The organism is Streptomyces sp. NRRL F-5650, from assembly GCF_000721365.1.
In the GTDB taxonomy this organism is placed as follows: domain Bacteria; phylum Actinomycetota; class Actinomycetes; order Streptomycetales; family Streptomycetaceae; genus Streptomyces; species Streptomyces ardesiacus.
On record NZ_JOGV01000018.1, the window covers coordinates 93655 to 106430 of the forward strand.

Sequence of the window (12776 nt, forward strand, 5' to 3'; positions counted from 1 at the left end):
CCTAGGCCCACCCTCCACCCGACTCGGTGGGGAGAGTGACGTTTCCAGCCCGTCCGGCGTTTGAGGACGAGGCCCGTTCGGGGCCGAAACGGGGGTCTGGGGGCAGAGCCCCCAGGGTCGGGAACGGGAAGGGGCGGCGGGGGCGAGATTCCCCTACGCGACGAAGTCCCGCGCGATGGACTCAGCCACCCGCTCCAGGATGGGCCCGGCATCCGCGATGCACTTGTCGACGTCCGGCTCGACATCCGTCAGCGGATACGCCCGCCGGATCCCCGCCCGCCCCAGCGTCTCCGCGGGCAGCGCCAGGCGACCGCACACCGCGACGACCTCCTTGCCCGCGGCCCGTGCCGCCGCCGCGACGCCCGCCGGGGCCTTGCCGTGCAGGGTCTGCTCGTCCAGCGAGCCCTCCCCCGTGATCACCAGCTCCGCCCGCTCCAGCGCCGGCGCGAACCCCAGCACGTCCAGCATCACCTCGATGCCGGGCCGGAACCGCGCCCCCAGCAGCATCGCGCCGAAGCCGATGCCGCCCGCCGCCCCGGCACCCGGGGACGCGGCGTACTCGGCGGCCCGCGCGCCCACGCCCTCCGTCTGCTCCAGCACCTTCGCGAAGTGCGCGAGGGCCGCGTCCAGTGCCGTCACGTCCTGCGGGGTGGCGCCCTTCTGCGGGCCGTAGACCGCCGGGGCGCCCTTCGGTCCGGTCAGCGGGTTGTCGACGTCGCTGGCGAGCACCAGCTCCACCTCGGACAGGCGCGGGTCGAGACCCGACAGGTCGGCCGAGGCCAGCGCGGCGAGGCCGCCGCCGCCCGGCGCGACGGGCGCCCCGTCCGCGTCCAGGAACCGCGCGCCCAGCGCGGCCAGCATTCCGGCGCCGCCGTCCGTGGTGGCGCTGCCGCCGACCCCGAACACGATCGTCCGCGCCCCCGCGTCCAGCGCGGCCCGCAGCAGCTCGCCCGAGCCGTAGGTGGACGACGTCAGCGGTGCGAGGACCCCGTCCGGGAGCCGCTGGAGGCCACTGGCCTCGGCCATCTCCACCACCGCGGTGCCCTCGCGCAGCGCGTACGCCGCCGTCACCGCGTCGCCGAGGGGCCCGGCCACCCGTATCTCCCGGCGCTCGAACCCGGCCGCGACCGCGGCGGCCACCGTGCCGTCGCCGCCGTCGGCGACGGGCAGCGCCTCGACCAGGAGGTCCGGCACCACCCGGCGCAGTCCGGCCGTGACGCGCTCGGCGACCTCGACGGCCGTCAGCGAGCCCTTGAACTTGTCCGCGGCCACGAGGACCCGGCGGGTCCCGTCCACAGCAGCGTCAGCCACCTTGATCTCCCCTTGCTCTCCGAGCCTTGCGCACGTCAAGGCAGTCGCGCCGCTGCGACCCTAACCGGAGGACACCCGCTCCGTCATGCCCTGCCCACACCGTGGAACCGGCCCCGGGCCCGCGCCGGGGGTGCCCCGGGCCGGGGCCGCGGGCTCGTACGCTGTCGGGATGACCACTGCTGACTACGCCACCTACATCGCGGGCCTCCCCCGCGTCCTCGCCGGTGCCGCCGTCGTCTTCCGGGACGCCGGGGGGCGGGTGCTGCTCGTCGAGCCCGGCTACCGCGAGGGGTGGACGTTGCCCGGCGGGACGGTCGAGTCCGACGACGGGGAGACACCGCGGCAGGGCGCGCGGCGGGAGACCCTGGAGGAGATCGGCCTGGACGTGCGGGTCGGCCGGCTGCTCGCGGTGGACTGGGCGCACGGGCCGGGCAGGCCGCCGATCGTGGCCTACCTGTACGACGGCGGTGTCCTGTCGGCGGACGACCTCGATGCGATCCGGCTGCAGGAGGACGAGCTGCTGTCCTGGCGGCTGGTGCCGCGCGAGGAACTCGGCGACCACCTGCTGGGCTCGCTGCACGGCCGGGTGCTGGCCGCGCTGGACGTGCTGGCGGACGGCTCGGGCACGGCCGAGCTGGAGAACGGCGTGCGGGTCGACGGGTAAAGCGTTCGCCGACGGCTCCCCCGCGCCCTACCCTCGACCGCATGACCGGCAAGCCCCTCGTCGCCGTCCTCAGCGGCGCCGGCGTCTCCACCGACTCCGGCATCCCCGACTACCGCGGTCCGAACGGGCTGTGGCGGCGCGACCCGGAGGCCGAGAAACTCGTCACGTACGCGTACTACATGGGCGATCCCGAGATCAGGCGGCGCTCCTGGCGGATGCGGCGCGACACCGCGGCGCTGGGCGCCGAACCGAACGCGGCGCACCGCGCGGTGGCCGAGCTGGAGCGGCGCGGGGTGCCGGTGCGCGTGCTCACCCAGAACGTGGACGGCCTGCACCAGCTCGCCGGGATCCCGGCCCGCAAGGTCCTCGAACTGCACGGCACCGCCCGTGCCTACGTCTGCACCGGCTGCCGGACCCGGGGGCCGATGGCCGACGCCCTCGCCCGGATCGACGCGGGCGAGGACGACCCGCCGTGCCTGGAGTGCGGCGGCGTCCTGAAGCCGGCGACCGTCATGTTCGGCGAGAGCCTCGATCCGGTGGTGCTGGGTGAGGCGGTCGCCGTCAGCAAGGCGTGCCAGGTGTTCGTGGCCGTCGGCACCAGTCTCCAGGTGGAGCCCGCCGCCGGACTGGCCGGCATCGCGGTCGAGCACGGGGCCCGGCTGGTCGTCGTCAACGCCGAGCCGACGCCCTACGACGACCTGGCCGACGAGGTGGTCCGGGAGCCGATCGGCACCGCCCTGCCCGAGGTGCTGCGCGGGCTGGGCTGAGCCGCGGCGGCGGGCGGCACGGTCGCCCGCAGTCGGCATGCCTCGGAGCCGGAGCCCTGGTACGCAGGGAGGGCCGGGAGGGCCGGAAGACCTCAGAACAGGGCGTCGGGCCCCGCACCGCCCCGTTCGAAGTCCAGCAGCCGCCGCTTGCGTTCCAGGCCGCCGCCGTAGCCGGTGAGGTCTCCGCTCGCGCCGACGACGCGGTGGCAGGGGACGATGATGCCGACCGGGTTGCGGCCGTTGGCGAGGCCCACCGCGCGGGAGGCGGCCGGGTTGCCGAGGGCGGCGGCGAGTTCGCCGTAGGTGCGGGTCTCGCCGTAGGGGATCTTCCGGAGCTGTGCCCAGACCGTGCGCTGGAACGGGGTGCCGTTCAGCCGCAGGCCGAGGGTGAAGTCCTTCAGTCCGCCGGTGAAGTACGCCTCCAGTTGTTCCTCGGCCTCGGCGAAGGGGCGGGCGTCGCGGGCGCCGAAGGTCTCCTCCGGCGGACGGTGGCGCTGGTCGGTCATGTAGAGGCCGCACAGGGTGCCGTCCTCGGCGACGAGGGTGAGTGCGCCGTAGGGGCTGTCGATCACGGTGTGCTGTTTCACGGGTTTGCTCCGGCTCCTCGAACGGGCTCACACGGGCAGGAAGTTGATGGGGTGGTCGTCGGTCGCCCACAGGTACTGGACGGCGTACGCCCGCCAGGGCCGCCAGGCCGCCGCGCGGGCGGTGAGCGCGGCCGGGGTGGAGGGCAGGCCCAGTCCGGCGGCGGCGCGGCGGACGCCGAGGTCGGTGGGGAGGAAGGCGTCGGGGTCGCCGAGGGCGCGCATGGCGATGACGTCGGCGGTCCAGGGGCCGAAGCCGGGGAGGGCCAGGAGCCGGGCGCGGGTCTCGGCCCAGTCGCTCTCGACGCCCGGGTTGACGGAGCCGTCGGCCAGGTGGGCGACGAGGGTGGTGAGGGTGGTGCGGCGGGTCCTGGGCATCGCCAGGGTCTCCGGGTCCACCGCCGCCAGCGCCTCGGTCGACGGGAAGAGGTGGGTGAGGCCGCCCTCGGGATCGTCCACGGGGTCGCCGTGCGCGGTGACCAGACGGGCGGCGTGGGTGCGGGCGGCGGCGGTGGAGACCTGCTGGCCGAGCACGGCCCGTACGGCGAACTCCGCCTCGTCCACGGTGCGGGGCACCCGTCGGCCGGGGGCCTTGTCGACGAGCGGTGCGAGCAGCGGGTCGGCGCGCAGTTGGCCGTCGATCGCCGTCGGGTCGGCGTCCAGGTCGAGCAGGCGCCGGCAGCGGCTGATGGCGACGGTCAGGTCCCGCAGGTCGCTGAGGGTGAGACGGCAGGCGATGTGGTCGGGGTTCGGGGTGAGGGCCACGATGCCGTGGCCGTAGGGGAGGCGCAGGGTGCGCCGGTACGCGCCGTCCCGCCACTCCTCCACGCCGGGTACGGCGGTGGCGGCGAGGTGGCCGAAGAGGTTGTCGGGGTTGAGCGGGGCGCGGAAGGGGAGGCGCAGGGACAGGGCGCCGGGGGCGGTGGGGGCCGGGCGGTTGCCGGGAGCGCGGGTGCGCAGTTCGCTCGGGGAGAGGGCGTAGACCTCGCGGACCGTGTCGTTGAAGGTGCGGATCGAGGAGAAACCGGCGGCGAAGGCGACGTCCGCCATGGGCAGCGGGGTGGTCTCGATCAGCAGCCGGGCGGTCTGGGCACGCTGGGCCCGGGCGAGCGCGAGGGGGCCCGCGCCCAGTTCGGCCAGGAGCTGGCGTTCGACCTGGCGGGTGCTGTAGCCGAGGCGGGCGGCGAGGCCGGGCACGCCCTCGCGGTCCACGACGCCGTCGGCGATCAGACGCATGGCGCGGGCGGTGAGGTCGGCGCGCCGGTTCCACTCGGGCGAGCCGGGGCTGCTGTCCGGGCGGCAGCGCTTGCACGCCCGGAACCCGGCCTGCTGGCAGGCCGCCGCGCTCGGGTAGAAGGTCATGTTCCCGGGCTTGGGCGGCACCACCGGGCAGCTCGGCCGGCAGTAGATGCGGGTCGTCAGGACGGCCGTGAAGAACCAGCCGTCGAACCGCGCGTCCTTCGACCGGACGGCGCGCACGCAGCGCTCGGTGTCGGTGTGCATTCCCGTCTGCATGCGTCCAGGATGGTCCACCGCACGGGCCGGGGCTGGCGGGAATCCGACATGGACGTGCTCCGTGCTGGGGTCCCGCGGATCACTCCGGGCGCCATGCCGACTCGCGCAGCAGCCGCAGGCCGTTCAGACCGACCAGCACGGTCGAGCCCTCGTGGCCCGCGACGCCGAGCGGCAGCGGGAGGTGGCCGAGGAGGTCCCACAGGACGAGGACGGTGATGAAGACCCCGGCGACGGCCAGGTTCTGGACGACCAGTCGGCGGGCCCGCCGGGAGAGGTCCACGACTGCGGGTACGGCCGCCAGTTCGTCGCGCACGACCACCGCGTCGGCGCTCTCCAGGGCCAGGTCGGAACCGGCCCGGCCCATGGCGACCCCGGCGTGCGCGGCGGCCAGCGCGGGGGCGTCGTTGACGCCGTCGCCGACGAAGAGCACCTTGCGGCCGGCCCGTTCCTGCTCCCGTACGGCCTCGACCTTGTCCTCGGGCAGCAGGCCGGCGCGGACGTCGGTGATGCCGGTCGCGTCGGCCACGCGGGCGGCGGCGGCCGCGTGGTCGCCGGTGAGCAGGGTGGGGGCGGTGCCGGTGAGGGCGGTGAGCCGGGCGGTGGCCGTGGGCGCGTCGGCGCGGAGGCGGTCGGTGAGGGCGAGGGTGCCCACGAGGGTGCCGTCACGGGTCACGCGGACGGTGGTCTCGGCGCCCTCGGGGGCGTCCGCGCGGCCGACCCGCACGGTGCTGCCGTCGATCACGGCCGTCACCCCGCGGCCGGGAGCCGCCGTGAAGTCGTCCGCGGGCGCGATGCGCAGCCCCCGGGCGCGGGCGGCGGCCACGACGGCACGGGCCAGCGGGTGCTCGCTGGGATCCTCGGCCGCGGCGGCGAGGGCGAGCAGCGCGTCCTCGTCCATGCCGGATCCGGCCGAGGGGCGTACGGCGGTCACCTCGGGGGTGCCCTCGGTCAGGGTGCCGGTCTTGTCGAGAGCGGCGGAGTCGATCTCCCCGAGGCGTTCCATGGCGACCGCCGACTTGACCAGCACGCCGTGCCGGCCGGCGTTGGCGATGGCCGAGAGCAGCGGCGGCATGGTCGCGAGGACGACCGCGCACGGCGAGGCGACGATCATGAAGGTCATGGCGCGCAGCAGGGCGTCGGTGAGGCCGGCGCCGAAGGCGAGCGGGACGCCGAAGACCGCGAGGGTGGCGACGACCACGCCGACCGAGTACCGCTGCTCGATCTTCTCGATGAAGAGCTGGGTCGGGGCCTTGGTGCGGGACGCCTCCTCGACCAGGGTGACGATCCGGGCGATGACCGAGTCGGCCGGGTCGCGCCCGACCCGCAGGCGCAGGGCGCCGGTGCCGTTGAGGGTGCCGGCGAAGACGTCGTCGCCGGGGCGCTTGAGGACGGGCAGGGGCTCGCCGGTGATGGTGGCCTGGTCGACCTCTCCGGTGCCCTCGACGACCGTGCCGTCGGCGCCGATCCGCTCCCCCGGCCGGACCAGGACCAGGTCGCCGACGGCGAGGTCGGCGGTCGGGACGGTCTCCTCGCCTCCGTCGCGCACGCGGGTCGCGGTGGTGGGCGCGAGGTCGAGCAGGCCGCGTACGGAGTCGGCGGTGCGGGCGGTGGCCAGGGCTTCCAGGGCGCCGGAGGTGGCGAAGATGACGATCAGCAGGGCGCCGTCGAGGAACTGTCCGATGGCGGCGGCGCCGAGGGCCGCCACGATCATCAGCAGGTCGACGTCCAGGGTCTTCTCGCGCAGCGCCCGCAGGCCCTCGAGGGCGGGCTCCCAGCCGCCGGCGGCGTAGGCGAGCGCGTAGAGCGGGCCGTACATCCAGGCGGGCGCGCCGCCCAGGTCGAAGGGCAGGGCCACGAGGAACGCGAGGAGCGACACGAGCGCCCAGCGGGCCTCGGGCAGGGACAGGACGCGGGTGCGGCGGCGGGGCGGCACCGGCAGGGCGGGCGAGGTCTGCGCAGCGGGGGCGAGGGTGGTGGACACACGGCCACCATACAGGAACAGATGAAGACTCGTTCATGTGTTCATGAGCGACGGGTAGGATGAGCGCATGGGTCACGGAGCCACCACCGCACAGGACGCTGCCGCACGCGTGCGCCTGGACGCGGACAACGTCGCCAAGGTCGCCACGACGCTCCAGGCCCTGTCCACCCCCTCCCGCCTGCTGATCCTCGCCCGCCTGCGCGAAGGGCCGTTGCCCGCGACCGAGTTGGCGGCGGAGGTCGGCATGGAGCAGTCGGCCTGCTCGCACCAGCTACGGCTGCTGCGCAACCTCGGTCTGGTGGTCGGCGAGCGCCGGGGCCGTTCGGTGGTGTACGCGTTGCACGACGACCATGTCGCCGGGCTGCTCGACCAGGCCGTGTACCACGTGGAGCACCTGCGACTGGGGATCAGCGACGCGGCGGAGTGAGCAGCCGCCGCATGGTCTCGGCGGCGCGTACCGCGGCGTCGGCGCAGCAGTTGTTGAACAGCACGTGCAGTTCCCGCGACCGGCGTGCCGCGCGCCGCAGGCGGGGCACGGCGGCGGCCAGTTCGCTCACGTCGTAGTCGTGGCGGAAGCGGTCCTCCTTGCCGCCCCTCCCCCACGCACGGCTGCGCCCGTGGAAGCGGACGACGGCGAGGCCGGGCCGGGTGACCGGCGCGACGGGCGGCAGCGAGCCGGGCAGGCCCTGCGCCATGTCGGTGCCGACGGCCGAGGCCCCCAGGGCGGCGAGCAGGTCGTGGGTGATCTCCGCCTGCCCCGCCTCCCACCAGCCCGGGTGCCGGAACTCGACCGCGAGCGGCCAGCCCCGCGTGCGCCGGGCGCACGCGTCGAGCGTCTCCTCGGCCCGCGTACCGGGCGCGAACCACGGCGGGAACTGGAAGAGCACGGCGCCCAGCCGTCCGGCCCCGAGCAGCGGCTCGATCCCCTCGGCGAACCTGCCCCACACCTCGTCCAGCAGCCCGTCGCCCGCCTCTCCCCGCCCGGACCGTCCGGTCCACCCGTGTCCGGCGCCCCGCAGGTCCGCGGGGAGGGCCTCCGGGCGCGTGGGGTGGCCGGTCAGCAGCGAGAACGCCTTGACGTCGAAGCGGAAGCCGTCCGGCGTGCGCTCCACCCACAGTTCGCTGTTGCGCCGGCTCGGCAACGCGTAGTACCCGGCGTCCACTTCGACCACGGGCAGCCGCGAGGCGTAGTGCCGCAGCCGCCCCTCCGCGTCCCGGCGCCCGCGCGGGTACCAGCCGCTCGCCAGGAGCTGCCGGTCCGTCCACGAACAGGCGCCGACCAGAACCTCACCCATGGGGGCCCGGAGTACCCCGGACCCCCGTGTTCATCCCCGGTTACTCCGTCGCCGTACGCCGCCGCGAGGCACGCATGGCGTCACGGACGTCGGTGAGCGGGCGCAGCCGGTAGGTGTACGCGTAGTCCCGGTCGGCGAAGAGCTTGAACTCGTCGTGCGTGTGCGCACCCCAGCTGTTGTCGCCGCCGACACCCATCTGACGGTGGTTCAGCCGCAGCACGACCTCGTTCCTGGGCGTGAGCTGGTAGTCGTGCCGGACGCCGGCCGACAGGTCCTCCGGGGTGAAGTACGAGGCGTTGGCCTCCAGCAGGGGCTCGCCGGACGCGAGCAGGCCGGATCCGTGGCGGTCGGTGAGGGCGATCCAGCGGACGTCGGTCTTGTTGCCGTTCTCCTGCGGGCGGATGTACGGCGTCCACTGTTCGGCGACGGTCCCGGAGTACAGGCCGACGTCCGTGCCGTCGTTGCGGTCCCAGTGGTTCTCCTCGGGGCCGCGGCCGTACCAGTGCACGCGGTCCAGGCGGCTCGGCAGGAGGAGCAGGGTGCCGACCTCGGGGAGGTACGGCAGGTTCGCGGCCCCCGGGTGCAGGGTGTTGTCGACCTTGATCTCGCCGTTGCCGAACACCGTGTAGGTGGTGCCGTACGCGGACTCCACCGAGGTCGGCAGGGTGCCGGTGACCTTGATCTCGACGGCCCGGTCACCGAGGGCGCGCACGGTCACGCCGGTGACCCTGCGGCGGGCGCCGGCGTCGCGCCAGGTCTCGTTGCGGGTGTGCTGGCCGTTGCCCTTGTCGTTGTCGGTGGGCGCCCGCCAGAAGTTGGGCACGGGCCCGGAGGTGATCAGGGCGGTGCCCTTCGCCTCGTAGGAGGTGATCGTGCCGGTGCGCTTGTCGACGGTGACCGAGAAGTCCTTGCCGGTGACCCGGACGTCCTTGTCGCGGTCCTGGTGGCGCAGGGCCGGGACGCTCTCCAGGCGGGCGGCGGCCGGGGCGGGGACGCCGGTCCCGACGGGGAGCTGCTGCCGGGCCACTTCGAAGCCCGCCTTGGCCCAGGGAGTGGACTCCTTGGTGGTGAAGGAGAGCTGGAGGAAGTACTCGGTGCCGGGAGCCGGGTCGCGCGGCAGCTCGACGGGGAGGGTGATGTCCTTCTCGGACCGCGGCCCCACGTCCAGTTGGTCCCGGGTCAGCTTCCCCCGCCGTACGACCTCGCCGTCGGCGACCAGTTCCCAGCGGCCGTCGAACTCGCGCAGCGAGGTGAACAGGTACTCGTTGGTGAGGGTGACCGCGCCGGGGCCGCCGCCGGGGGTGCGGGCGGCGTTGACCGCCTGGTAGACGCGCTTGACCTCGGCGGCCTTGCCCGTGTGGCGGCGCTCGGCGGTGACGATGCCGTCCGCGACGAAGGCGCCGTCGTTGGGGTTGTCGCCCCAGTCGCCGCCGTAGGCGAGGAACGTCTTGTCCCGGGGCCGCTTCGTCTGCGTCTTCACGGTGGCCGCGTCGAACCAGAACCGCACGCCCTCGTCGCCCGGAGCGCGGCCCTCGGAGGCGAGTTCGGCGGCGGTGAGGGCGCGGGCGTAGACGCGGGCGCGGCGGACGGTGCCGCTGAACTCCCGTACCTGGTTGTCGGCGTCGGTGGCGAGCGCGAGGGGTGCGGTGTTGCTGCTGGGGCGCCGGTCGGTGGTGCGGGTGGCGCGCTCGACGCCGTCGACGTACAGGGTCAGGGTCCCGGCGTCCGCGTCGAAGACGCCCGCGAGGTGGTGCTCGCGGCCCGTCCAGTCGTCGGGCACGGTCCAGTTCGCGGTGATCCACTGGCCCTGGGAGTGGATGAAGAACTCCAGGGTCCGGCCGTTCTGCTTCAGCGCGTACTGGGTGTCGCCCTTGGCCAGGATCGGCTGGTGGTAGCCCGTCACGTGCGGGGTGACCCACGCCTCCAGGGTCAGTGACCCGGTGAGGTCGAGGCTGTCGTGGCGCTCGAAGACGGTGATGCCGGACAGGCCCTTGGCGCGGTCGAGGGTGCCGCGGGTGGCGAGGATCTCGCCGCGCAGCCCGGCGGGCCCGGTCTCGGTGAGCAGGGTGCGGGCCGGGACTGGCGTGTGGAGGGACTGGTCGACGAAGTCCCAGATCCAGCCGCCCTGGAGCACGTCGTACCGGCGCACGATGTCCCAGTACTTCTTGAAGTTGCCGGTCGAGTTCCCCATCGAGTGGGCGTACTCGATCATGACGTACGGCCGGGTGTCGGAGGTGTCCTGGGCACGCTGCTCGACGCGCTGCGGACTGTCGTACATCTCCGAGCGGATGTCGCTGATGCCGGGGCGGTCGTCGCCCTCGTACTGGATGACGCGGGTGTCGTCGTAGGAGCGGATCCAGTCGTGCATGGCGGTGAAGGTGGAGCCGCCGCCCGCCTCGTTGCCCAGCGACCAGATGACGACCGAGGCGTGGTTCTTGTCGCGGTGCACCATGTTCTGGGCGCGGGCCACGCAGGCGGCGGTCCAGTCGGGGTGGTCGCCGGGGTACTCGCCGCGGATGCCGTGCGTCTCCAGGTTGGTCTCGTCGACGAGGTACAGGCCGTACTCGTCGGCCAGTTCCAGCCAGTACGGGTTGTTGGGGTAGTGCGAGGTGCGGACGCTGTTCATGTTCATCCGCTTGATGATCCTGATGTCCTCGACCATGTCCTCGCGGGTGAGCGCGGTGCCGCGGGCGGGGTGCATCTCGTGGCGGTTGGTGCCGCGGAAGGACACCGGTTGGCCGTTGATGCGCATCAGGCCGTCCTTGAGCGCGAACTCGCGGAAACCGACCCGGTGGGACAGGGTCTCGGTCACCTTGCCCGCGGGGTCGCGCAGGCGCAGGACGGCCGTGTAGAGGTTCGGGTGCTCGGCCGACCAGAGCGCGGGTTTCGGTACGGCCTTGGCGGCCCGTACGGTGACGTCCTCGCCCGCGCGGGCGGTACCGACGTCGACGGGCTGCTCCAGCGGCCGGGACCAGACGGCGTGGCCGCGCGCGTCGTAGAGCTGGGTCTCGACGGTGTAGCGGCCGGTGCCGCCCTCGCCGTACGCCCGCACGCTCGCGGTGACGGCCAGCTCGGCGCGGGTGTAGGTGTCGTCGAGCGGGGTGTCCAGCTTGAAGTCGCGCAGGTGGACGGCCGGGGTGGAGTAGAGGTGGACCGAGCGGAAGATGCCGCTCAGCCGGATCATGTCCTGGTCCTCCATCCAGTCGCCGTCGGAGTAGCGGTAGACCTCCACGGCGATCTGGTTGGTGCCGGGCTTGAGGTGGTCGGTGACGTCGTACTCGGACGGGGTGTAGGAGTCCTCGTCGTAGCCGACCAGTTCGCCGTTGATCCAGACGTAGTGCGCGGACTTGACGCCCTCGAAGTGCAGGAAGGTGCGGCGGCCCGTCCAGTCGCGGGGGACGGTGAAGGTGCGCCGGTACTGGCCGACCGGGTTGTAGCGGGTCGGTGCGGCGGGCGGCTGCGGTTCCTCGCCGAGGCCGTTGGGGCCCCAGTACGGGTAGGTGATGTTCAGGTAGATGGGGAAGTCGTGGCCGTGCATCTGCCACACGGACGGGACCGGGATGGTCTCCCAGTCCCCGTCGTCCACGTCGGTGCGGTGGAAGTCGGCGTCCCGGTCCTCGGGGCGGTCGGCGTAGGCGAACTTCCAGGTGCCGTCCAGGCTCAGCCGGTAGGGCGAGCCGGCGCGGTCGCCGGCGAGGGCCTGCTTCACGTCCGCGTACGGGGTGAGCGTGGCGTGCGGCGGCTGGGTGCCGAGCCGGAAGACACCGAAGTCGTTCCACTCCGGGGTCTCGTCGGCGGCGGCTCTGCGTCCGGCCGCGTGCGCGGCGACGGGCGACGCGGAGAGGGCGAGTGCGCCGAGGACGGCGGCTCCGCCCTCCAGGAGACGGCGGCGGCTGACGATCCGGCGGGGCGGACGGGCCGGGGACGGGGCGGGGAACGCGGGAGAGTGCGGCATGACCGTGGCCTTCCGTGGGCTTCGGGGGCGGCTCAACGCACGGTGCTTCGACGGCAGTTGACGGCGGGCGGGTGACAACTGCCGATGGATCCCAACTGCCGGTGACGCGGTGACTACTGAATCAGGGTCACCCTAGGACTCGAACAGAACCTAATCAATTATCCCGTCGGAGTTTGTTTGTTCCTGATGGAGGGAGGGGCCGCCGCACGAGCGGTCAGGGAACGCGGACCCTTGGGGCAACCGGGGCTGCCCCCGAAGCTCCTGACGGCCGCTCGATCACCACGTAAAGTCCTGGCGTGAACCTGTGGACTTCCCTGGAGCCCGCGTCCGCGACCGTGGACCCCGGCAGCAGTACGCGCGTACGGCTGCGGGTGCGCAACACCGGTGACGTGGTGGACGAGTACCGCTTCGAGCCCGTCGGGGACGTCGCCCCCTGGACGACGGTCGAGCCGCAGAGCTTGCGCCTGTATCCGGGGACGACCGGCACCGTGGAGCTGACCTTCGCGCCGCCGCGTACGCCGGACGCGGTGGCGGGGCCGAATCCGTACGCGGTGCGGATCACGCCGACGGAGCATCCGGACGCTGTGACGGTGCCGGAGGGGAACCTCACGATCACGGCGTTCACCGAGGTGCGGGCGGAGTTGGTGCCGCCGACGGTGAAGGGGCGGTTCCGGGGGCGTCCGCGGCTGGCGGTGGACAACCTG

Annotated in this window: 9 protein-coding genes and 1 pseudogene; 4 read left to right on the forward strand and 6 right to left on the reverse strand. The window is 73.8% G+C overall.

The window, feature by feature from the left end:
* Window positions 1–153 precede the first annotated feature (153 nt).
* Window positions 154–1296: a glycerate kinase gene (locus IG88_RS0118710; RefSeq protein ID WP_031042150.1), complete on the reverse strand. Its 1143-nt coding sequence runs from the start codon at window positions 1294–1296 to the stop codon at window positions 154–156.
* A 184-nt stretch (window positions 1297–1480) separates the two neighbouring features.
* Between IG88_RS0118710 and IG88_RS0118715 the strand changes: the two genes are divergently transcribed.
* The gene (locus IG88_RS0118715) at window positions 1481–1975 is read left to right on the forward strand and encodes an NUDIX domain-containing protein (RefSeq protein WP_031042153.1); all 495 of its coding nucleotides are present in this window, start codon (window positions 1481–1483) and stop codon (window positions 1973–1975) included.
* Window positions 1976–2016: 41 nt separating this feature from the next.
* Window positions 2017–2742: an SIR2 family NAD-dependent protein deacylase gene (locus IG88_RS0118720; RefSeq protein ID WP_031042156.1), complete on the forward strand. Its 726-nt coding sequence runs from the start codon at window positions 2017–2019 to the stop codon at window positions 2740–2742.
* A 92-nt stretch (window positions 2743–2834) separates the two neighbouring features.
* On the opposite strand, the gene IG88_RS0118725 is transcribed toward IG88_RS0118720, so the two are convergent.
* From IG88_RS0118725 to IG88_RS0118735, 3 genes are all read right to left on the reverse strand, one after another.
* Entirely contained in the window at window positions 2835–3329 is a 495-nt protein-coding gene (locus tag IG88_RS0118725) for a methylated-DNA--[protein]-cysteine S-methyltransferase (RefSeq protein WP_031042159.1), read from the reverse strand.
* Window positions 3330–3356: 27 nt separating this feature from the next.
* Window positions 3357–4841: an AlkA N-terminal domain-containing protein gene (locus IG88_RS0118730; RefSeq protein WP_031042161.1), complete on the reverse strand. Its 1485-nt coding sequence runs from the start codon at window positions 4839–4841 to the stop codon at window positions 3357–3359.
* A 79-nt stretch (window positions 4842–4920) separates the two neighbouring features.
* Window positions 4921–6822, reverse strand: a complete 1902-nt coding sequence (locus tag IG88_RS0118735) for a heavy metal translocating P-type ATPase (RefSeq protein WP_031042164.1) — start codon at window positions 6820–6822, stop codon at window positions 4921–4923.
* Between the two features lie 67 nt (window positions 6823–6889).
* On the opposite strand from IG88_RS0118735, the gene IG88_RS0118740 reads away from it, so the two are divergent.
* Window positions 6890–7249, forward strand: coding sequence for an ArsR/SmtB family transcription factor (locus tag IG88_RS0118740; protein WP_031042167.1), 360 nt, complete (start codon window positions 6890–6892; stop codon window positions 7247–7249).
* Here the strand turns inward: IG88_RS0118740 and IG88_RS0118745 are convergent.
* Window positions 7230–8117, reverse strand: coding sequence for a DUF72 domain-containing protein (locus IG88_RS0118745; RefSeq protein WP_031042170.1), 888 nt, complete (start codon window positions 8115–8117; stop codon window positions 7230–7232). The genes IG88_RS0118740 and IG88_RS0118745 overlap by 20 nt on opposite strands.
* Window positions 8118–8157: 40 nt before the next feature.
* Complete coding sequence (locus IG88_RS0118750; protein WP_031042175.1) at window positions 8158–12072, reverse strand: glycoside hydrolase family 2 TIM barrel-domain containing protein; 3915 nt, start codon at window positions 12070–12072, stop codon at window positions 8158–8160.
* 296 nt (window positions 12073–12368) lie between these two features.
* Here IG88_RS0118750 and IG88_RS0118755 point away from each other — a divergent pair.
* Window positions 12369–12776 (forward strand): annotated as a pseudogene (locus tag IG88_RS0118755) (hydrogenase expression protein); the annotation flags it as partial.